This window comes from Pseudogracilibacillus sp. SE30717A (assembly GCF_037071985.1).
Classification (GTDB): domain Bacteria; phylum Bacillota; class Bacilli; order Bacillales; family Amphibacillaceae; genus Pseudogracilibacillus.
Genome location: NZ_JAXHDF010000001.1, coordinates 72,523 through 95,038, shown reverse-complemented (window position 1 = coordinate 95,038; position 22,516 = coordinate 72,523). Strand labels below are relative to the sequence as shown.

The following is a 22,516-nucleotide window of genomic DNA, read 5'->3' as shown; positions in this document are numbered from 1 at the left end:
ATAAATAGAGAGAGATATGATATGAAACTACGCTATTTAGCTACAGCATTAATCATTTTATCAGCAGTATCTGTTTTTATCGGTGTTACAGATCTTTCTCCAACTGATTTGCTAAGCTTAACGGAAGATCAGAGAGAAGTCTTACTTATTAGCAGAATACCAAGATTAATCAGCATTTTGATCGCTGGAGCAAGCATGAGTATTGCCGGTTTGATCATGCAACAGCTGAGTAAAAATAAATTTGTTTCTCCAACAACTGCTGGAACATTAGATTCAGCCAGATTCGGAGTACTTGTTTCGTTAATGGTTTTTACCGCAGCAAGCCCATTACTCAAAATTACTGTGTCCTTTGCATTCGCATTACTCGGCACCGTTATTTTTATGAAAATTTTGGAGAAAATTAAATTTAAAGATCCTGTTTTCATCCCTTTAGTAGGATTAATGTTTGGCAGTATCATTGATTCCATGGCAACTTTTTTAGCTTATAAAAATGATCTTATCCAAAACATGACATCCTTTATGCAAGGTGATTTCTCAATGATAATGAGCGGGAATTATGAGCTGTTATATGTAAGTATTCCTACATTGATCATTGCGTATTTTTATGCAAGTAAATTTACTATTGCAGGCATGGGAGAAGAGTTTGCCAAAAATTTAGGATTAAATTACCGGCAAGTAGTGAATATAGGATTAATTATTTCTGCATTAGTGACATCATCTGTCGTTTTATCTGTTGGGATTATTCCTTTTCTTGGATTAATTATCCCAAATATAGTTACCATTTACCAGGGTGATCATTTAAAAAACAACTTAATACATACAGCATTGTTAGGAGCCTTATTTGTTCTAGTATGTGACATCATTGGCAGACTGATTATCTACCCATATGAAATTCCAATTAATTTAACAGTTGGAGTAATTGGTAGTGCAATTTTCATTTATCTGCTGTTAAGGAGAAAGAAATATGGGCTATAAAAAGAAAACAGTCATACTTGCAATCGTAGCATTACTCCTGGCACTTCTTTATGTTTTTTATAATTTAACTGGTAATATTGACTATATTTTGCCAAGAAGGATTATCAAAGTAGTTGCTATTATCCTTACTGGTGGTGCAATTGCTTTTTCAACAACTATATTCATGACAATTACGAATAACCGGATTTTGACGCCAAGTATTATGGGTTTAGATTCCCTATACTTGCTCACTCAAACATTTATTGTTTTTATCTTCGGTTCAAAGTCAATGATCATGATGAACAGTAATCTCAACTATTTATTATCAATTGGTGTTATGGTCGTTTTTTCATTATTGTTTTATCGTTTATTATTTAAAGGGGAGAATAACAATATTTATTTCCTCTTATTAATAGGAATGATTTTAGGAACATTTTTTGGTAGCTTTACATCGTTTATGCAAGTGTTAATTGATCCGAATGAGTTTATGATTGCTCAGGATAAAATGTTTGCGAGCATAAACAATGTAAATACGAATCTCGTGTATCTATCCATTATTTTAATTATCGTCGTCGTATTATATTTTATACGTTTTTATAAATATTTAGATGTATTAGCTTTAGGGAAAGATCATGCAACAAATCTAGGTGTACCATATGAATATGTCGTAAAACGCCTCTTGATTGTCGTGGCGGTAATGATTTCCATTGCAACGGCATTAATTGGTCCAATTACTTTTTTAGGTTTGCTCGTTGTAAATATTGCATATGAGTTTATCAAAACATATAGGCATCTATATCTGATATTAAGTTCAGTTTTAATCAGCATTATCGCATTATTAGGTGGTCAGTTTATCGTTGAAAAAGTTTTTACGTTCGAAACTACATTAAGTGTCATCATTAACTTTGTCGGTGGAGTGTATTTCATCTATTTATTACTAAAGGAGAATAAGTCATGGTAGATATTAAAAGTGTCTTTAAAACGTATAATAAAAAAGTGGTCATTGAGGATGTATCTTTAACGATTCCGAAAGGGAAAATCACTTCTTTTATCGGACCGAATGGTGCTGGGAAAAGTACGTTAATCTCTATGGTGAGCAGACTGATTGCTAAAGATGAGGGCATGATTTTGATTGACGGAGAAGATATAAGCAAGTCAAAAGATAGTGAACTTGCCCGTAAAATATCTATTTTAAAACAGTCAAACTCAATGAATGTTAAATTGACTGTTAGAGAACTTATTTCTTTTGGGCGTTTTCCATATTCAAAAGGTAATTTGAAAAGAGAAGATTGGAAAAAAGTAGATGAAGCAATCGATTATATGGAACTTCGAGATATTCAGCATAAATATTTGGATGAGTTAAGTGGTGGACAACGCCAACGGGCATTCATCGGAATGGTGCTAGCTCAGGATACCGAATATATTTTGCTTGATGAGCCGTTAAATAATTTAGATATGAGACACTCTGTTCAAATAATGAAGACATTAAGACGCCTTGTAGATGATCTTGGGAAAACGATTGTTATCGTGATTCATGATATTAATTTTGCTTCATGTTATTCAGATGAAATCGTTGCTTTAAAAGATGGAAAAATTGTTAAACACGGACCAACTTGTGATGTGATTGATCAATGTGTTTTAAAAGATATTTATGATATGGATATTGAAATAAAAGAAATAGAAGATCAACGGATTTGCGTATACTTCTAATGTTGAGAGGGAAAATGAATATGAAAAAATTATTATATGGTTTGTTAATAGCAGCTTTAGCTGTTTTAGTTGTAGGATGTGGATCTAGTAATAAAGAATCAGATGCTGAAAAAACGGAAGACACACCAGAAGAAGCAGCAGCTGATACAGTAACAGTTGAGCATGAACTAGGCACAACGGAAGTGGCAAAAAACCCTGAGAAAATTGTCGTGTTTGATTTTGGTGTGCTCGACACATTAGATAAATTAGGGATAGAAGTAGTGGGTGTACCACAGTCTGGTGTAATTCCAACTTACTTAGAAAAGTATGCGGGTGAAGAATATGAGAATATTGGTTCTTTAAAAGAGCCTGATTTTGAAAAAATCGCCGAAATTGATCCAGATTTAATTATCATTTCCGGACGTCAGGCTGATTTATATGATCAACTACAAGAATTAGGAGATACTATTTATTTAGGTGTAGATACAACAAGATATATGGAATCATTTGAGGAAAATGTAAGAACAGTTGGAGAGATTTTTGGCAAAGAGGATGATGTAGAAACTGCATTAAGTGATATAGAAGCCTCCATTGCAACTCTTAAAGAAAAAGCGGAAACAGCAGATCAAAATGCATTAATTGTGTTAGCAAATGATGATAAAATTAGTGCTTACGGAACTAACTCTCGATTTGGAATTATCCATGACGTGTTTGGTGTTCCACCAGTAGATGAGAATATTGAAGTTTCTACTCATGGCATGAACGTATCTTTTGAATATGTTGCAGAGAAAGATCCGGACTTATTATATGTTGTAGATAGAAGTGCAGCCGTTGGCGAAGAGTCATCTGCGGAACAGTTAGTAGAAAATAAGTTAATGGAAAAAACAAAAGCATATCAGAATGATAATATCATTTATTTAGATCCTGAATATTGGTATCTGTCTGGTGGCGGATTAGAATCTGTTGCTGGAATGCTTGAAGAAATTGATGCAAGTATAGAATAATCATAAAGCTGCTAAGAGAGTATGCCCCCTCTTAGCAGCTTTTATTTATTACTTTTTCGGGTGCGTCAAGATTAAGAGCGATGGTAAATAGAAACCACGGATAATAAATGTATCAAGCAATATACCGAATGCCATAATTGTTCCGAATAAGAACAATTCCTGAATTGGTTGAGTAATGAGAACAGAGAAAGTAGCAGCTAGGATTAATCCTGCAGATGAAATAACCCCACCTGTAAAGGTTACCCCTTTTCCAACTGCCTCTGTCCAATCATAATGAGCGGCAAATTCTTTGACTCTCGAAACGAGCATAATATTATAGTCAATACCTAAAGCCACCATAAAAATAAACGTATATACCGGTATGCGATAACTGATTTCTTCATATCCTAATAGATGATGAAAAATAACCCAGCTGAAACCTAATGTCGCGGCATAGGAAAGTAATATGGTCCCCATCATGATTACTGGAAGAAGGATAGATCTAGTTTGAAACCCAAGCACTATAGTTAATAACACGACGACAAGGGTAAATAAAACAACCATATCCCGGACATTCATTTGCTTCACATCTAATTGACTTGCTGTTTGTCCCGCAAGATGAATCTCTATAGCATCTGTATCAAATCCACTTTTTGTTACAATTTTATCGGTATTCTCGCGGATTTTCTCTATCGTATCAATTGCTGCATGATCATACGGATTATCACTTAAGATGAGTTGAAACTTTACTGCTTTTTCAGATTCAGCTAAGAAATTTCTTGACAAATCTTCCTCACCCCGGATCATTCCGTCCGTTATTTTAGAATTAACTGTACTAACTCCATTCTGTACTTCCAGCTCTTCTTGTAACGATTGAATATGCTCCAAAAACTCTTTATCAATTGCACTATTATTTTTCGTTTTAACAAGAATATCGACCGGCGCTAACTCTCCAGGTGGATAATTTTCTTCTAGCAATTCAAACCCAACTCGAGAAGAAATATCTTCTGGAAAAGATTTAAGTAAATTAAATGAAAAGTTAATTGGAATAATATTAAGGGTTCCAACTAGCAAAAATATACTAAGAACTAAGGTGATCATTTTCGGACGTTTCACGACAATATTACTAATCCAACTCCATAATGTATGTTTTTCCTTTTTCTCATCATTTAATTTTGGGACCGATGGCCAGAAGGCACGTCTTCCAAGTAATGCAAATATAGCCGGGATAAGAGTTAGACCTGCAAGCAAAATAAAGAGGACTGCTACAGTAAATACGGGTGCAAAGTAATTGTATGGTTTAAAGACTGTTACAAAGAGCGATAATATTGCTAGAATTACAGTTCCTCCGCTAAAGAAAATTGGCTCGGAAACATGATAAATTGCTTCTTTCATTGCGCCATATTTTGACTCATATTTATAAAGTTCTTCTCGAAATCTTGAGAAAATAAATAAACTGTAATCGGTTATAACAGCAAATAATAAGACGAGCATAATGGAAGTTGCTTGTCCATCAATCACGAAGATATCAAACTTTCCTAACAGACCCAATACTCGATCGACTACACCATAAACGATGCCAGCTATAACAAGAGGCATAATTGCTAACAGTGGTGATCGATAAATAAAAATTAAAATGATAAAAATTAATCCAACTGTTGCAAGCATTAATACAAAATCTGCATTTTTAAATAATGCAGTTGTGTCGGAAGTAATGCCCGCTGGTCCTGTGATTTCAAATTGAATAGTATCTGAACCAATAGCATCCCATTTTTCGTTTACCTGTTGAAACACGTCAAACGCGTCGACTGCATCGACATTCGCTTTTAACGCTAAGTTAAATAAGAGGGTTGATTTATCCTCTGAAAACATCTGTGCTTGAACCTCTTTTGGGAATTCATGAAAGGGGAGAGCACTAGATATATCAGTAGGTTTCTCATCCGACTGCAGCCACTTACTAAACGTTTCAATTTTTTCAATGTCTTCTTCGTTTAATCCCTTTTCTTGATGAAAGACGATTAATCCAGTTAGTCCGTCCTCTGTCGGAAACTCATCTTCAAGCAATTGGTCTGCTATTTCTGACGGTTTATCATTTCGAACACTTCCTTCTGTACTATTATTCTCATAATCTTTCGCACTAGGCGCAAATACACTTAGTAGTATGATTGCGCCTAGCCATACAGCTACGGTTATTTTTGCACCCTTAGAGGTGCTAATCGACTTTACCATCTTTCGAACTATTGCGAGCATAGAATACCATCTCCTTAAAAAAATTTACTACATCTTATAGTTTAGAAGTCTAATATGAACGCAAAGTGAATTAAATATTTCATTGTTCATTAGGTAGATAACTTACATGCTTTTCAAAAGGATAAATAGAAGTGATTTAAAACTTTACATAAAATTTACTCCAAATTAATCGTTAATAAACAATTCGATTTTATACTAAAGCTGTAAGTGAAAATAACTAAAGGGAGAGGAACAAGTATGAAATTATTAAAAAGTAGTTGGAGACTAATCGTAATCGGAATCTTGGCGGTTATATTAGCAGCTTGTCAAAATTCTGCATCCGGAAACTCAGAAGGGGAAACAAACGGTAATGCAGATTCGGATACAAAAACTGCAGAAGAAGAGGGGAACACAGAATTAGAAGGTAGTGTAGTAATTGACGGATCGGGCACTGTGTATCCACTGATGGCAAGAATTGCTGAAGAATATATGATAACTAAACAAGAGGATGTTTCTGTTGAGGTTAGTAGATCAGGGACAAGTGCAGGTTTTGAAAAGTTTTTAGTAGAAAACGGTACAGATTTTAATGATGCTTCTAGACAAATCAAAGATGAAGAAGCGGAGAAAGCTGAGGAATTAGGAATAGAGGTAAAAGAGCTTAAAGTTGCTTTAGATGGTCTAACGTTTGTAGTTAATAAAGATAATGATTGGGCAAGTGAAATGACTGCAGAAGACTTAAAAAACATTTTCTTAGCGGATGGTGAAGTGACCAATTGGTCTGATATTAATCCTGATTGGCCGAACGAAAAAATTAATACGTATGGCCCAAATGAAAACCATGGAACATATGAATTTTTCTTTGAAAATGTGTTAGAAGAAAACGACCTAGTTGAAGATATAAATTTACAACAAGAATATTCAACTCTCGTAAACTTGATCGAAGATGATAAAAATGGAATTGCGTTTTTCGGATTTGGATACTATGTGACAAACCAAGATAAGTTGCAAGCAGTAAGCGTAGATTTCGGAAATGGCTCAGTTGAACCTTCTTTAGACACGATTGCTGAAGATGGGGATTATGCGCCCTTTACAAGACCAGTATTTACTTATCTAAATGTAAATCACGCAAAAGAAAAACCTCAAGTACTAGATTTTACTGAATATGTTCTGGAAAGCATCAATGAGTTTGCTGGTGAGACAGGATTTGCTCCAATTCCAGGAGATGAAATTAATGAAAATTTAGAGTTTATTCGGGAACTTAAGTAACTTCATGAATAGTTTAATAGAAGAGAGGTTTACTTATGGCAATATCACCTGAAACGAAAAAGATAGATGTACAACAGATTATTGAACAAAGTTATCAAAAAAACCAGTGGCGTAGAAATGGTGAAAAGGTAATTCCTGTCCTGTTATTTTTAATCGCCAGTATAACTGTTTGTACAACGATAGGGATCATTTACATTCTAATTTCAGAATCGATCCATTTCTTTAAAGAAGTATCTTTTCTGGAATTTTTCACTGGGACTGTACTTAAACCATTAAGTTCAAATCCCTCATTTGGAGTTCTTCCATTATTGATGGGGACATTCACTTCTACGTTGATTGCGATGTTCGTAGCACTTCCTATTGGCTTAATGTCAGCAATATATTTAAGTGAATATGCTCCAGCTAAAATAAGGAGAGTATGTAAACCACTTCTTGAAGTGTTAGCAGGAATTCCGACTATTGTATATGGCTTCTTTGCTTTTACGCTTGTTACCCCTTTATTAAAAAACATTATTCCAGGGCTTGAAGCAACAAATATTTTGAGTCCTGGAATAGTGATGGGAATCATGATCATTCCAATGATCGCTTCATTATCTGAAGATGCAATGAATGCTGTACCTTTTTCGATGCGTGAAGGAGCACTGGCTATGGGGGCAACAAAACTTGAAGTAGTAATTAAAATTGTAATCCCAAGTGCATTATCTGGAATTATTGCATCGATTGTTTTAGCTATCTCTAGAGCAATTGGGGAAACAATGATCGTTACAATTGCAAGCGGAAGTACAAAGAATTTTTCCTTCGATGTCACAAAATCGATGCAAACAATGACTGCATACATCGTTGAGGTAACAGGTGGGGACGCACCCGCAGGTTCAACCATTTATTACAGTCTTTATGCAGTTGCTATGACATTGTTCGTTTTTACTCTTTTAATGAATTTAATTGCAAGATTTATATCAAAAAAGTGGAAAGCACAATATGAATAAACAAAAAGTGGGAGGTGTATCTCATCGAGTACGTTGATATGAAACATATTGAAAAACGAATGAATATTCGAATTGTGTTAAATAAGATAGCGAAAATTGTTTTTCTATTAGCGACTTCATTCGGTATCGTTGTTTTAGGTGTGTTACTATATAAAGTATTTTCTGATGGACTAAGTTGGATAAACACGGGTTTTTTGACAAATAAACTTTCAACAAGTCCAGAGAAAGCAGGAATATTAGGTCCAATTCTTGGTACAGTATGGCTGATGCTCGTGGTTGCACCAGTGACAATGATTATAGGAGTAGGAACAGCGATTTATTTGGAACTTTATACGAAGAAAGGGATAATTCGATCACTTATCCAAACAAATATAGCAAATTTAGCTGGTGTTCCATCAATCGTTTATGGCATTCTTGGCATGACCGTTTTTGTACGTGGTCTTCAATTAGGTAATATAGTCTTAGCTGGAGGGCTTACGATGGCTTTACTTATTTTACCGATATCAATCGTTGCAAGCCAGGAAGCAATCAGGGCTGTACCGCCCCATTTAAGTGAAGCATCTTTCGGGATGGGAGCAACAAAGTGGCAAACCATTCGAAATGTTATCTTACCGTCAGCATTACCGAGTATTCTAACTGGAGCCATTTTATCTTTATCAAGAGCGATCGGTGAAACAGCACCATTAATTGTCATAGGAATTCCAGCATTTTTAATTTCTTTACCAAGTAGTATTTTTGATAAATTTACTGTCTTACCGGTTCAAATTTATTACTGGACATTGGATTCAACAATGGTTCGAGAATATGCAAATTTAGCTGCTGCTACGATTATTGTTTTATTAGTATTACTTCTTGGATTAAATCTGACAGCTATTTTAATTCGTAATAAGTTTCAAAAAACGTATCAATAAGGAGAGAGAAAAGTATGAATACAGTTACCATAGAACGTCCAAAAGATAATCAAGGATCAAATGTGAAATTGTTAAAGTCAGTCGAAGCTAAAAGTAAAACAATTTTTGAAGCTCAAAACTTTAATTTGTGGTATGGAGATACACATGCATTAAAAAATATAAATCTTACGTTTCACGAAAAAGAAGTGACTGCAATTATTGGCCCCTCTGGTTGTGGGAAATCTACTTATCTGAAGGCATTAAATAGAATGGTAGATTTAATTCCAAACGTCCGTATAACAGGTAAGATACTGTACGATAATAAGAGCCTTTATGACCCAAGTTTACGTGCAGAAAAATTACGAACCCAAGTTGGGATGGTCTTTCAAAAGCCGAATCCCTTTCCTAAGTCCATTTATGAGAATATTGCATATGGGCCTAAAATTCATGGAATAAAAAATAAAATGATTTTAGATGAAATTGTAGAAACAAGTTTGCGCAATGCTTATATATGGGATGAAGTAAAGGACCGTTTGCATGAAAGCGCGTATCGTCTTTCTGGGGGACAACAACAACGACTATGTATAGCTAGATGTTTAGCCATTGAACCAGAGGTTATTTTAATGGATGAGCCCACTTCCGCTCTAGATCCTAAATCTACTTTGAAAGTAGAGGAACTAATCAGAGAGTTAAAGGGAAAATATACGATTGCTATAGTCACCCATAATATGCAACAAGCAGCGAGGATCTCTGATCGAACCGCCTTTTTCTTAGATGGAGAAGTAGTTGAATTTGCAGAAACAAACGATATTTTCAATCGTCCAAGTGACAGAAGAACAGAAGCATATATTAACGGATTATTTGGATAAACTAGATTTTTAAAACTATATATCCCTATCAAACTATCTGATTATGGATAGTTTTTTATTTTTTTACATAGGAAATGACTGATTAATACTATTGAAAAAATTACAAGAAAAATAGATGACTAATTAGGCTCGAATTTGGGTAATTTGATGTATAATATACTTACTTTTTGTAGGAGGAATTGTCCAATGAACAAACGAGTTTTATTTAGTAGCATCATCTTTTCTTCGCTAGGAGTTGTTTTTATTGGCGGATTTCTGTTTTTTAACACAAACACTGTTCATCTTTATGGCACGATTCCTGAAGAATATGTCACTAGTAATTTTGATAAAGTAGAGTATACACTTCCAATTGTTGATGAAGAGGGAAACCATGGAACTCAAACATTTATCATTGAAGATACTATTCAGAAAGGTAAAGTTATAAAACTATATGTTAGAAATGATAAAGTGAAAAAGTATGAGTTTATTAGTAAAGAAGATTTACCTGAGAAAGTTAAAAAAAACTTATGATTTGGGGGGCTTTTTGTGATTGGTGCAATCGAAGCAGGTGGTACTAAATTTGTTTGTGCTGTTACAGAAGATGGAGAAAAGATCCTAGATAAAGTAATGATTGCAACAACGACACCAGCCGAAACACTTCAAAAGGTAGTTGCTTTTTTTGATTGTTTTTCAATTCATGCAATAGGAATAGGTTCTTTTGGCCCCATTGATGTAAATAAAGATTCTCCACACTATGGATATATCACATCTACCCCTAAGGTAGGTTGGGACTATTTTAATTTCATTGGATCAATAAGAGAGAAATACAAGGTGCATGTTGCTTGGACAACAGATGTTAATGCTTCGGCATATGGCGAATATCATAAAGGAGCGGCTAGAGATGTTTCGAGTTGCCTCTATTTAACGGTTGGTACTGGTATTGGGGGAGGAGCGATTATAAACGGTAATATCTTAGAAGGATTTAGTCATCCGGAGATGGGTCATATTTTAGTGAGGAAAAATAAACAAGATTTATTCAAAGGAATATGTCCATATCATGAGGATTGCCTGGAAGGATTAGCTTCTGGACCTGCTATTGAAGCTCGATATGGTGTCACTGCAACAACTTTATATAATCGAAAAGATGTTTGGGAGTTGATTGCTGATTATTTAGCACAAGCAATTTTTACATATACACTGGCTTTACGAGTTGAGAAAGTTATCATTGGTGGGGGCGTAATGAATCATACAAATTTATATATAATGATTCGACAAAAGTTTAAGCAATTAATGAATGATTATATTTCAACCCCAAATTTAGAGGAATATATCGTTGCTCCCGCATTAAATGATGAGCAGGCGTTAATAGGTTGTTTTTTATTGGCTCAAGACCTGCTAAATAAGAATTGAAAAACTCGCTGTCGATTCGTTTTAGCAGCGAGTTTTTTTATCTGCTCTTTACTAAATTATTCGATAATAATGTAAGATGCTTGTACAGGCCCATGTACACCTACTACTAAATTCAACTCTATATCAGCACTATTGCTTGGCCCAGTAATAAAGCTAATGCATGAAGGGAGCAATTCCCCATTTTTATTTTTTTCGTGAATAAGACGAGTTGCATGGGACATTCTTGGTACGAGCGTTTCTTTAGGAATGATCGCAATATAATTTACAGGAAGGAGACTAATTGTTCGGCTATTCGCTTTATCATTAAATAATGTCACCGTTCCAGACTCGGCAAGTGTGAGATCACTAAACGTAATTCCGATATTCGCTCTCTCCGAATAACGGACATTCTCATTTCTTTTATCTTCACACCATTCGCGGACTTCGACCCCATCAGATGTTAATTTTTTATACAATCTATCCAGTCCAAACCGTACATTTCGTTCATCTTTTGATGAAATGATTGGACCGCCACCATACTCGATAATTGTTTCATGTAGAATGGTAGGCAAATTTTCTTTTGAAGTCTTTTTAAAAGTAGTATGAATCACCTTGCATTGTTCTTCTAAAACGTCTACCAACTCATCTTTAGTGAAGTGATTCATCACCTCCCATTGTGGCTGGTTTTTCCAAACAGGTTTTATTACTTGATTTTTTTGTCGAGGGCGATTTAATTGGTTTGCAATCCGGTTTAAAAACTCTTCTCTGTTTTGGATCATTTATCTTCTCCTTTCTGCCTCTTTTGAAACCAAGAACGAAACGATTGTTTGTTAGGCGCTGGAAAATCGCGTGTAGTTGTCCAGGCTTTCAACGGACCGGGTCCATTTTTGATTTTCTCCGACTTGATCCATGGTGCCAGTAGAGGTCTAGCCATTTTTGTACTAAGTTTATAAGCGGCTGGATGAGAAGCCCATTCTGCAAAACCGTTCATCATCATTTTCTCAGAAAGAGAAGGGTTTTCTTCTGTAATGACTTGTCGATGTTTAATTAATAGTTCATGAAGCGGAATTTTAACCGGACAAGCTTCCGTACATGCAGCACAAAGAGATGAAGCATAAGGAAGTTCTTCATGCTTTTCATATCCATCTAAAAGGGGAGTAATCACCGCACCAATTGGACCTGGATAAATTGAGCCATAGGCATGGCCGCCAATATGTCGATAAACTGGGCAAACATTAATACAAGCTGCACAACGAATACAATGAAGTGCTGATTGAAATTCAGATCCAAGAATTTTTGATCTTCCATTATCTACGATAACAAGATGAAATTCAGATGGCCCGTCAATTTCTCCCTCAAGACGGGGGCCGGTTAATGACGTAATATAGCTGGTCAACTTTTGACCCACTGCAGCTCTCGTTAATAAACTTACCAAAACATCAAGTTCTTCCCACGTCGGAACAATTCTTTCCATTCCCATCACTGCTATATGGGTGTCAGGTAGAGATGTTGCAAGTCTAGCATTTCCTTCATTTGTGACGAGTGTTACTGTTCCTGATTCTGCAACTGCAAAATTACACCCGGTAATCCCAATATCGGCTGATAAAAAGTCTTTTCGCAACTGCTCACGTGCAAAAAGAGTAAGATCTTCAGGCTGAGAAGTTCCATTATATGCTCGTTGCTCTGAAAACACTTCGCGAATTCTCTCTCTGTCTTTATGTAAGGCGGGTGCAACAATATGAGAAGGAGGATCTTCATCTAATTGGAGGATCCATTCACCTAAATCCGTTTCAACAACTTCCACTCCTTCTTGTTGTAAAACAGCATTTAAACCAATCTCTTCTGTCACCATCGATTTTGCTTTTACTACTTTTTGACCATTTTTTTGCTTTACTATATTGTTAATATAATCTGTTGCTTCTTTTGCTGTTTGGGCAAAAAATACATTGCCTCCTCTTTTCACAACTTGATCACTTAATTGCTCCAAATAATAATCAAGATGTTCGATCGTATGGCTGCGAATTTCTTCTCCTAAAGTCCGCCATTCCTCCCAATTCCCGAGTCCTTCTTCCGAGAGCACACGATTTGTTTTTAAACGTTCTTGAGCTTCTGCAACTGCATTGCGCATAAATCTATCTTCTAATCCTTTTTTGACTCGTTCTTTATATGTTTCGTTACTGATCTGAATACCCATAAGCCTCCTCCTTTTTGCATTAATTCCAATTCAATATTTCAGCAATATGGATGATCTCCACTTTTTTTCCTTCTCGATTCATTCTGCCACCTATATTCATTAAACAAGCCATGTCTCCTCCGACTAGGTAATGAGCTTCTGTTTCTGATACATGCTGGGATTTTTCTGTTGCCATTTCTGTTGAGATGGCAGCATTTTTTATCGCGAATGTACCTCCAAAACCGCAACAGTCTTCTTTCATAGGAAGTTCCACTAAGTCGATCCCTTTAATATGTTGTAATAGTTTAATAGGTGCATGTTTTACCCCTAGTATTCTAGTCATATGGCAAGATGGATGATAAGTTACTTTCCCGGTAAAGGTCGATCCAACATCAACTACTCCAAGGATATCTACTAAAAATTCAGTCAATTCAAAGGATTTATTTGCTAAATCAATCGCTCGCTTCTCCCATACTTCATCCCCTGCAAAAATTTTGGGGTACTCTCTTAACATGCCTACACAAGAGCCGGAAGGTCCGACTACATAGTTGGAGTGTTCAAAAGCCCTCATCATTTGCTTCATTGCTTTTTTAGACTGATCCAAATAGCCACTATTAAATGCTGGTTGTCCGCAACATGTTTGGGCTGTTGGGAAATCTACTTCACAACCAACCCTTTCTAAAATATCAACCGTATGTTTTCCGACAGTCGGATAAACCATATCACAGACACATGTAATAAATAACGATACTTTCATCACCTTAAACCTCCTTATCTATTAATATATGGCTCGAGAAATGTCTCAACTCTCTTTAAATGCTGAAGCATATATTTTTCTGCTTGATCAGGTTGTTTATTTATAATCGCTTGATAAATTAGTTCATGGTCCTTTATTAAAGGTTCCGCTGTTTCTTCTTTATTAAGGATAATCTTTTGGGCATCATGAATGGTCTCAATCATGATTTTTGAGATGCTTTCCAATAAGCTCATTAACATTTTATTTTGGGAAGCTTGAATGATTAAATAATGAAAATGATAGTCAGCGGTCTCATCAAGTTGATTATTTTTCATTTCATCAATTGCTTGTTCTATTTTTTGAATATCCTCCTGCGTGTGGTGAAGGGCAGCTAAACGAACTGCTCCTGATTCTAAAATCTTTCGAACTTCAAGTAATTCTTTAATATCTTCCTTCTTCATGATAATAGAAGCAGTGACAGGGATTGATAAAGAAGCATGATTAAAATTAGCAATAAATGTTCCTTCTCCGTGCTGAATGTGAACTAAGCCCATCATTCTTAATCCTGTTAGTGCTTCTCTTATAACAGATCTGCTCACACCAAAGTTTGATGCTAGTTTCTCAATTGACTCTAGCCGCTCTCCAGGCTGTAACTGACCTTTTTTAATCATAGAAACAATGTGATCAATTATTTTTTCATAACTTTTTTTAGTATTAATTGCTGTGTATTCCATTGAACGCACCTTTCTTTGTTTACTCATATGGTCATCAGACGTCTGATGTGTTTAATGAAGCTTAACATACTTAAATAATCGGGTCAATGTATAGTTGATGCTAAAAAATAAAAGATTCAGACATGCATAAGTGATAACTTTTTAGAAAGGTTTATCCTTGTTTATTACTTCTCAACTTTCTCACAAACAAAATGATTTTAAACAGATATGTGGATTTACTCGAACATGTTTCCAATTGATTTCTTGACAACTTAATTATGATAAAACTATTATGCACAAAAAACGTAAACTGTGACGTATTTTAAGTTCTCTCTTCCAAACCTATACTGCATCGTTGATTTGCGCTCCGGGCAACGCTTCAGCTTCCTCAGAAGCAAAGATCGCTTCTTGCGGGATCTTCAGCTGTTGCTTTTCCCGCAGGAGTCGACTGCCCTACGGCTTCAATCAACCATTGTAATAGAAGTATCAAACTGTTAAGAATTATTTACTAAACACACCTAGCGGAGGAAATATGTGTAGACTCCTGTGGGAGGAAAGGCCTGGATGAGACTACGTAGTGCGTAGCACAAGGAGGCTCAACAGCCGCCCACGGAAAGCGAAACATATTTCTGTAGCGGTTAATCAGCTCATCCCTAATTTAGTTACTGTACAGTTTATATCAAATGTGACGATGAAACATCTTGGTATATAGTTGTTTCAAGCAACTAGTTAATTGAATATACAACTAAGGGTGAAACTCTAAACATCCTAATACTACTAAGGTTTATTTATCTATTTCACGCTGAGAAGTTAAGTTACTTACATTTAGCTAAATGTAGAATATTAATTGAAATAGTTTCCAGTCTTTTAACTACCAAAAATTAACCAAGTTTTTTTAGTTATTATTACTTGATAAAGCTAGATTGAATGTGTTTGAATTAATAATGGACGAATTTATTTTAAAAAAGGAGATCTAATCTTATGAAAAGATTTATCATAGGAAGCCTTGTATTTCTGTTGGCAGGGATTCTTGTTGCATGTGGGGATGACGATAAAAAGGAAGCTGAACAACCTACATCACCTTCAGTCGAGATTTCAAATGAAGAAAAAGTTGATGATGATAAAGTTGTTGCCGTAATAAACGGAGAGGATGTAACAGGGAGAACATATAATCTAGTATATACTCAATTAAAACTTTATGCTGGCCAATTTGGTGAAGAAGTAGAGATGGGAGAATTGAAACAAGCAACAATAGATTCAATCATTGATCGTCAATTGGTTATGCAACAAGCGAAAGAAGAAGGCATTGAAATTACAGATGAGATTGCTGAATCGGAGTTTGAAACAATAAAATCTGAAAACAAGGAAGCACTTGAAACCTTATTAGAGCAATATCAGATTACAGAAGAAGGATTTAAAGATCAATTAAAGTTTGAAATGACGATGAATGAATATCAAGCAAAAGTGATCAAAGTATCTGTGACTGACGATGAATTAAAAGAGTACTATGAAAAAGCAAAAGAAGGAAATGAAGATATTCCAGAATTCGATGAGATTAAAGATACACTGAAAAAACAAGTACTCAAACAAAAAACGGATGAAGAACTCGAAGCTAAAATTGAAAAAGCAAGAGAGGAATCGGAAATCGAAGAAAAGATTTAATAGAATTGGTGCCATATACAATGGCTCTTTGCTAAATTGACAGAAAAGTATAATTACACAAAATATCGACGCAATTAAAGCGGATTCGTATTTTTCATCCGTGTGCCGAGCGTCTAGACATATAGGAAAGGAACATCATGAACAATAAACTTAAACTATCTTCTCACGTAGCAATTGGATTTATGCTATTTGCATTATTTTTTGGAGCCGGGAATTTAATTTTTCCTGCTCAGTTAGGACAGTATGCTGGTACAAGCATCTGGCCTGCAGTAATTGGTTTTTTAATTACTGGTGTAGGATTACCCTTTCTAGGGATCTTAGCGATGGGGTTTTCAGGAACGAATAATTTACAAGAATTAGCTGGAAGGGTTCATCCGGCATATGGGGTCTTTTTTACTGCTTTATTATATTTAACGATTGGGCCATTTTTCGCAGCGCCGAGAACGGGTACGGTCGCTTATGAAGTTGGTATCGCACCATTTGTTGGAGAAGGCTCAGAAAAGATAGGATTATTTATTTTTACGGTTATCTTTTTTGCTATTGCCTTTTTGTTTTCGTTGTATCCAGCAAAATTAGTAGATAATATAGGGAAAATCTTAGCACCAGCACTCGTATTATTACTTGCAGTTCTTTTATTAACAGCTATATTTAACCCAATGGGGTCTATTCAGTCTCCTGAAGAAGCCTACCAAACTGGTGCTTTTGTTAAAGGATTTTTAGAAGGTTATAATACTATGGATGCATTGGCTTCATTAGTATTTGGAATTATCATTATTACTGTTATCCGTTCGTTTGGAGTCACCACAAAAGGGAGAATCTTTGCCGAAGCTTCCAAGTCAGGTTTGGTTGCCATTCTACTACTAGGTATTATCTATGTCGGAATTGCTTTTTTAGGAGCGACAAGTGTATCTATATTAGGTATATTTGATAATGGTGGTCCAGTATTAAACGGGGCAGCAGATCATTATTTTGGAACGCTAGGAACAGTCATTTTAGCAGCAGTAATCATTTTGGCTTGTTTGACAACAGCAATCGGTTTAATAACCGCCAATGCGGAATATTTTCATACATTATTCCCATCGATTAGTTATAAACTATTCGTTGTATTTTTCTCATTATTAACATTTGCTTTTGCGAATTTTGGATTAGCTAATATTATTAATTTCTCTATCCCTGTATTAATGTTTCTTTATCCTCTGGCAATTGTACTGATGGTACTTTCATTTGTCTCGCCATTATTTAATCATTCACAGATGGTTTATGCATCAACAATTACTGTTACATTTCTCATTAGTATATTTGATGGGTTAAAAACACTTTGTGATCAATTTGGATTGGAATATTTTGGTTGGATGAAACCGATCATTTCTTTTTATGGAAAGGTCTTACCATTTTATGCCGAGGGCCTAGGATGGTTAATACCAGCCGTGATCATCATTATCATTACTGGATTAGTTGCTAGAACACAAAGAAAAAATAGAATAGAAAACTAATAGAAATTAATAATAATTTATAAAATACATCTTATTACTATATAATTATGTAGTAATAAGATGTATTTTTGTCTTTTTGGAGGAAAAAATATGCAAAAAATATTAATTGTTGAAGATGACCAAAAGATAGCTCAACATTTAGAAAGAGAGCTAAAAAAATATGGATATGATGTATTTACGGTTATTGATTTTACAACTGTATTAAGTGACTTTAATTCTTTTCGTCCTCATCTCGTATTATTAGATATAAATTTGCCTAGCTTCGATGGCTTCTATTGGTGTAGACAAATTCGAAAAACATCTACTTGTCCCGTCATTTTTATCTCTGCTCGAACTGGAGAGATGGATCAGGTGATGGCATTGGAAAACGGGGGGGACGACTTTATTACGAAGCCGTTTTCTCCGGAGATTGTATTGGCCAAAATTAAAAGTCAGTTAAGACGTGCTTATGGTGAATATTCTACTGTAAATAAAGAAAGAATTGTTGAAGAAAGTGGGTTACAATTGTACCCTGAACGACTTGAGTTAACTTTTAATGGACAAACTGTTTCAGTGTCGAAAAATGAAGCAAATATTATGGAATTGTTAATGGAACGTTATCCTAGGGTTGCTGGACGTGAAATACTATTAGAAAAATTATGGGACGATCAAACATTTGTTGATGAGAATACGTTAAATGTCAATATAACAAGAGTTAGAAAGAAGTTAAAAGAGCTTGATATTCATGGTGCGATTGAAACAGTTCGAGGTGTCGGCTATCGTCTTCTTATTACATGGTGAGGGGATATACATGAAATTATTTTTAAGAGAGCATAGACTACTAATCATCATACAACTTCTTCAATTTGGTACAATCGCAGGGGTTTTTTGGCTTGCAGGTTTTCGATCTGTTTACATTCTATTATACAGTATTTTTCTAGGTTGTTTTTTATTGTTTTGCTATCTTTTATATCATTATTTAAGTCGAAAAAAGTTTTATCAACGACTAACTGTACCGATGAAATCCATTGACGATTCCTTGGAATCGCTAGATCAAGTACCAATCTCAGAAAGTTTAAGTAATCTATTAAAAACGCAGTATAGTACTTATCAACAGCAGATAGTTGCTATGAGTAAGGATCAGGAAGAACATCTAATATTTATGGACCGCTGGATCCATCAAATGAAAACACCATTATCTGTTCTAGAATTAATGGCGAAGGACCTTGATGAACCGGAGTCTTCTGATTTTAGAGAAGAACTGGATCGCCTAAAGCATGGTCTGAATATGGTGTTATATATGGCAAGATTAAGAACGATTGAAAAAGATTTTCATATCAAAAAAATAAATTTAGTTAAATTAATTCAAGACGTAAACCAGGAAAATAAACGATTTTATATTAGAAATAACATTTACCCTCAACTATCGGAAGAGATGGAAGACGTGACCATTGAATCAGATGAAAAATGGTTATTTTTTATGTTGAATCAATTACTGCACAATGCGATCAAATATTCTTCTGGACAATCTGATAAGGTGTTTATTCGAATAGGTAATAATAATGGATTTCCATTTATAGAAATTACAGATCGGGGAGTTGGTATCCCGAAGGAAGATATGAATCGTATTTTTAATGCCTTTTATACAGGAGTAAATGGCCGCAATTTTAAAGAGTCGACTGGTGTAGGGCTTTTTTTAGTAAAAGAAGTTGCAAACTACTTAGGACATACCATTGAAGTGAATTCCGAGGTCGGGTCTGGCACGACGTTTCGAATTAAATTTGGGTAGGAACATTCCTTACAACTTTGTAAGATAAGTGAAAGGAAATTCTATAGAAAGAACACAGCATCCGTTATAAGCTATAAGTAATAAAGGAAAAGAGGTATTTTTTATGTTAGAAGTAAAAAATGTAAGCAAAGTTTACGAAGGAAAAGTACCATATCGTGCTTTAACGGATATTAATTTACAAGTTGACAAAGGTGAATTTGTAGGAATTATGGGCCCGTCCGGAAGTGGAAAAACGACACTTTTAAATATCATTGCTACGATTGATGAGCCTACGAATGGAGAAGTAATCATTGAAAATAAACAGCCGCATCAAATGAGCAAAAATAAATTGGCGAAATTCCGTAGACAAGAATTAGGATTTGTCTTTCAGGATTTTAATTTACTTCACACATTAACAGTAGAGGAAAACATTGTGCTTCCTTTGACGCTTGATCGAAAGTCCGTGAAAGAAATGAAGCAGAAGTCTCAAGTGATTGCAGAAACACTTGGTATAAAAGAAATAATGAATAAACGTACGTATGAAATATCAGGAGGTCAAGCACAACGGACAGCTGTCGCAAGAGCAATGATCCATGAGCCAAAACTTGTTCTTGCAGATGAACCGACAGGAAATCTTGACTCAAAAGCATCTAAAGATGTGATGGAAATGCTAACATTAATGAATAAAGAACACGACACAACTATGATGCTCGTAACACATGATGCTCAAGCAGCAAGCTACTGTGATCGAGTGGTATTTATTCGTGATGGAAAGCTATATTCTGAAATTCATAAAGGTGATAGCCAAAAAGTTTTCTTCCAACAGATAATCGATACACTTTCTTTAATGGGAGGCAATGACAATGACCTTTCGTCAATTCGCCTTTCATAATGTTTTTCGAAATAAGCGATTATATGTTGCTTATTTTTTAAGTAGTATGTTTACTGTCATGGTATTCTTTACATTTTTGAATTTTGCCTTTCATCCTGAGTTATCAGGTGAGGAAATGAATTCTAGTGTTTTACAAGGGATGTCAGTCGCAGGCGGGATTATTTATGTTTTTTCTTTTTTCTTTATTCTTTATTCGATGAGTTCATTTTTACAGTCAAGAAAAAGAGAATTTGGTGTATTAATGGTCCAGGGTATGTCGAATAATCAAATACGTTGGATGGTTTTCCTTGAAAATATGGTCATTGGATTTTTTGCAACAGGAATAGGAATTGCACTTGGATTAGTTTTTTCAAAAGCAATTCTTCTTATTGCGGAGAATATATTAGTTTTAGATGGTAGCTTAAATTTTTATTTTCCAACAAGAGCGTTAATAGTGACATTCATTTCATTTATGATTTTATTTTTCTTTATTTCAATTTTTGTCACCTTTGTACTTCGAACAAATAAATTAGTGAAATTAATTAAGGGAGATAAAATTGGAAAAAGTGAACCAAAAGCATCCATCTGGTTAACAATACTAGCCGTCCTTTTGGTAGGAAGCGGATATGCGATTGCTTTATATGTAGAAGGGGTAGCAGTTGTTCTTGCTTTATTTCCTGTTGTAGCACTTGTTACAGTAGGAACTTACTTTTTATTTACTCAATTAAATGTTTATGTTGTTAGAAAGCTAAAAAGCAGTAACCGTTTATTTTGGAAGAAAACAAATATGCTTTTGTTTTCAGATTTATCGTACAGGATGAAAGATAATGCACGATCCTTTTTTATGGTAGCAATTATTTCCACAGTTGCATTTAGCGCAATTGGGACACTCGTTGGACTTAATTCTTATTTAACAAGTGGGCTAAAATCTGCCCATCCTATTTCATTTGTTTATACGCCAAAAGATGATAACACAGAAATTAAAAAAATTGAACAAACGCTTGATGAATATGATTTAACGTATGATAAAGCTGAAATAGTATTAAATTATTACAATCAGAATGAGGATTCAATTTTAATTACAACTGCCGAGACGTATAATGCCTTTGCACGGCTTATAGGTGAAAAAGAAATAGAGTTACAAGATGACCAAGTGACAGTAGTGGAACAAAATACTGTAAATATGTTGGTACCTCAAGATAATTTAGAAAACACATATATTACTTTAGAAGATGGAACGAATGCGAATGTGAATAAAAGCTTGTTAGGTATTGCAAAGCCCGATGTTTTACCAGAAGTAATGCATTATTATATTGTTGGTGAAGGAATTTATAATCGGCTTCCATCATCCGAATACAAGCAAAACGTAATTGGTTGGCAAGTATCAGACGGTGAAAAAGATAAATTGATCGCAGCTGGCCAGAAGGTTTCTAAAGACTTTCCCGGAGTCATGGCAGTGGACTTTATCGTACATGATGTTAATAAAATGTGGAGCCCGATTATGTTTGTCGGATTATTTATTGGAATCGTGTTTTTCGTATCGGCAGGAAGTTTCTTGTATTTCAGGCTATACACAGACCTTGACGATGATAAGCAAAAATTTATGGCAATTAGTAAAATTGGGTTAACGACAAAAGAAATGAATGGCGTCATTAGTAAACAAATCACTCTTTTATTCTTTGCGCCAATTGTCGTCGCGTTAATCCATGGAGCAGTTGCATTAACAGCCTTATCACATATGTTTGGTTATAATTTATTTATTGAATCGGCAATTGTTCTTGGAAGTTTCTTTGTTATCCAAGTTGTATATTTTATAATTGTTCGTTATTTTTACACAAATCAAGTGAAATTAGCTGTAAAATAGCAAAAAGGACTGTAGGGCTTGAT

Annotated in this window: 21 protein-coding genes; 16 read left to right on the top strand and 5 right to left on the bottom strand. The window is 34.9% G+C overall.

Features of this window, described 5'->3' with window-relative positions:
• Positions 1-21: 21 nt before the first annotated feature.
• Genes SPD48_RS00485 through SPD48_RS00470 form a run of 4 tightly spaced genes read left to right on the top strand, consistent with a single transcriptional unit; the run spans position 22 to position 3,647 of the window.
• On the top strand, positions 22-975 hold the full coding sequence (locus SPD48_RS00485) for an ABC transporter permease (protein WP_336256082.1): 954 nt from the start codon (positions 22-24) through the stop codon (positions 973-975).
• Positions 965-1,915, top strand: a complete 951-nt coding sequence (locus tag SPD48_RS00480) for an iron chelate uptake ABC transporter family permease subunit (RefSeq protein ID WP_336256081.1) — start codon at positions 965-967, stop codon at positions 1,913-1,915. Before SPD48_RS00485 ends, SPD48_RS00480 begins: the two co-directional genes overlap by 11 nt.
• Positions 1,909-2,664: an iron ABC transporter ATP-binding protein gene (locus SPD48_RS00475; RefSeq protein WP_336256080.1), complete on the top strand. Its 756-nt coding sequence runs from the start codon at positions 1,909-1,911 to the stop codon at positions 2,662-2,664. The genes SPD48_RS00480 and SPD48_RS00475 overlap by 7 nt, the downstream gene beginning before the upstream one ends.
• Before the next feature lie 20 nt (positions 2,665-2,684).
• Entirely contained in the window at positions 2,685-3,647 is a 963-nt protein-coding gene (locus SPD48_RS00470) for a siderophore ABC transporter substrate-binding protein (protein ID WP_336256079.1), read from the top strand.
• A 48-nt stretch (positions 3,648-3,695) separates the two neighbouring features.
• Here the strand turns inward: SPD48_RS00470 and SPD48_RS00465 are convergent, their stop codons facing one another.
• Positions 3,696-5,876 carry an MMPL family transporter gene (locus SPD48_RS00465; RefSeq protein ID WP_336256078.1) on the bottom strand — a complete coding sequence of 727 codons (2,181 nt, stop codon included), beginning with the start codon at positions 5,874-5,876 and terminating at the stop codon, positions 3,696-3,698.
• A 237-nt stretch (positions 5,877-6,113) separates the two neighbouring features.
• On the opposite strand from SPD48_RS00465, the gene SPD48_RS00460 reads away from it, so the two are divergent.
• The 6 genes from SPD48_RS00460 to SPD48_RS00435 all read left to right on the top strand — a co-directional run bounded on the left by SPD48_RS00460 (position 6,114) and on the right by SPD48_RS00435 (position 11,255).
• A complete protein-coding gene (locus SPD48_RS00460; protein WP_336256077.1) occupies positions 6,114-7,121 on the top strand; it encodes a PstS family phosphate ABC transporter substrate-binding protein in 1,008 nt (335 codons plus the stop codon).
• A gap of 35 nt (positions 7,122-7,156) precedes the next feature.
• Complete coding sequence (pstC, locus tag SPD48_RS00455) at positions 7,157-8,107, top strand: phosphate ABC transporter permease subunit PstC (RefSeq protein ID WP_336256076.1); 951 nt, start codon at positions 7,157-7,159, stop codon at positions 8,105-8,107.
• Positions 8,108-8,145: 38 nt separating this feature from the next.
• The gene (gene pstA, locus SPD48_RS00450; RefSeq protein WP_442962086.1) at positions 8,146-9,018 is read left to right on the top strand and encodes a phosphate ABC transporter permease PstA; all 873 of its coding nucleotides are present in this window, start codon (positions 8,146-8,148) and stop codon (positions 9,016-9,018) included.
• A gap of 14 nt (positions 9,019-9,032) precedes the next feature.
• Entirely contained in the window at positions 9,033-9,866 is an 834-nt protein-coding gene (pstB, locus tag SPD48_RS00445; RefSeq protein ID WP_336256075.1) for a phosphate ABC transporter ATP-binding protein PstB, read from the top strand.
• Positions 9,867-10,052: 186 nt separating this feature from the next.
• On the top strand, positions 10,053-10,376 hold the full coding sequence (locus SPD48_RS00440; protein WP_336256074.1) for a YxeA family protein: 324 nt from the start codon (positions 10,053-10,055) through the stop codon (positions 10,374-10,376).
• Positions 10,377-10,391: 15 nt separating this feature from the next.
• Positions 10,392-11,255, top strand: coding sequence for an ROK family protein (locus SPD48_RS00435; protein ID WP_336256073.1), 864 nt, complete (start codon positions 10,392-10,394; stop codon positions 11,253-11,255).
• A 56-nt stretch (positions 11,256-11,311) separates the two neighbouring features.
• On the opposite strand, the gene SPD48_RS00430 is transcribed toward SPD48_RS00435, so the two are convergent.
• Genes SPD48_RS00430 through SPD48_RS00415 form a run of 4 tightly spaced genes read right to left on the bottom strand, consistent with a single transcriptional unit; the run spans position 11,312 to position 14,877 of the window.
• Positions 11,312-12,013, bottom strand: a complete 702-nt coding sequence (locus SPD48_RS00430; protein WP_336256072.1) for a LutC/YkgG family protein — start codon at positions 12,011-12,013, stop codon at positions 11,312-11,314.
• Positions 12,010-13,428, bottom strand: coding sequence for a LutB/LldF family L-lactate oxidation iron-sulfur protein (locus tag SPD48_RS00425; RefSeq protein WP_336256071.1), 1,419 nt, complete (start codon positions 13,426-13,428; stop codon positions 12,010-12,012). Before SPD48_RS00425 ends, SPD48_RS00430 begins: the two co-directional genes overlap by 4 nt.
• Positions 13,429-13,447: 19 nt before the next feature.
• Complete coding sequence (locus tag SPD48_RS00420) at positions 13,448-14,164, bottom strand: (Fe-S)-binding protein (protein WP_336256070.1); 717 nt, start codon at positions 14,162-14,164, stop codon at positions 13,448-13,450.
• 14 nt (positions 14,165-14,178) lie between these two features.
• Positions 14,179-14,877, bottom strand: a complete 699-nt coding sequence (locus tag SPD48_RS00415) for a FadR/GntR family transcriptional regulator (RefSeq protein ID WP_336256069.1) — start codon at positions 14,875-14,877, stop codon at positions 14,179-14,181.
• Positions 14,878-15,837: 960 nt separating this feature from the next.
• Between SPD48_RS00415 and SPD48_RS00410 the strand changes: the two genes are divergently transcribed.
• From SPD48_RS00410 to SPD48_RS00385, 6 genes are all read left to right on the top strand, one after another.
• A complete protein-coding gene (locus SPD48_RS00410) occupies positions 15,838-16,518 on the top strand; it encodes a SurA N-terminal domain-containing protein (RefSeq protein ID WP_336256068.1) in 681 nt (226 codons plus the stop codon).
• Positions 16,519-16,655: 137 nt separating this feature from the next.
• The gene (brnQ, locus tag SPD48_RS00405) at positions 16,656-18,011 is read left to right on the top strand and encodes a branched-chain amino acid transport system II carrier protein (RefSeq protein WP_336256067.1); all 1,356 of its coding nucleotides are present in this window, start codon (positions 16,656-16,658) and stop codon (positions 18,009-18,011) included.
• 90 nt (positions 18,012-18,101) lie between these two features.
• Positions 18,102-18,791: a response regulator transcription factor gene (locus SPD48_RS00400; protein WP_336256066.1), complete on the top strand. Its 690-nt coding sequence runs from the start codon at positions 18,102-18,104 to the stop codon at positions 18,789-18,791.
• Between the two features lie 10 nt (positions 18,792-18,801).
• Positions 18,802-19,779: a sensor histidine kinase gene (locus SPD48_RS00395; RefSeq protein ID WP_336256065.1), complete on the top strand. Its 978-nt coding sequence runs from the start codon at positions 18,802-18,804 to the stop codon at positions 19,777-19,779.
• A 103-nt stretch (positions 19,780-19,882) separates the two neighbouring features.
• Complete coding sequence (locus SPD48_RS00390; RefSeq protein ID WP_336256064.1) at positions 19,883-20,650, top strand: ABC transporter ATP-binding protein; 768 nt, start codon at positions 19,883-19,885, stop codon at positions 20,648-20,650.
• Complete coding sequence (locus SPD48_RS00385; RefSeq protein ID WP_336256063.1) at positions 20,622-22,493, top strand: ABC transporter permease; 1,872 nt, start codon at positions 20,622-20,624, stop codon at positions 22,491-22,493. Before SPD48_RS00390 ends, SPD48_RS00385 begins: the two co-directional genes overlap by 29 nt.
• Positions 22,494-22,516 lie beyond the last annotated feature (23 nt).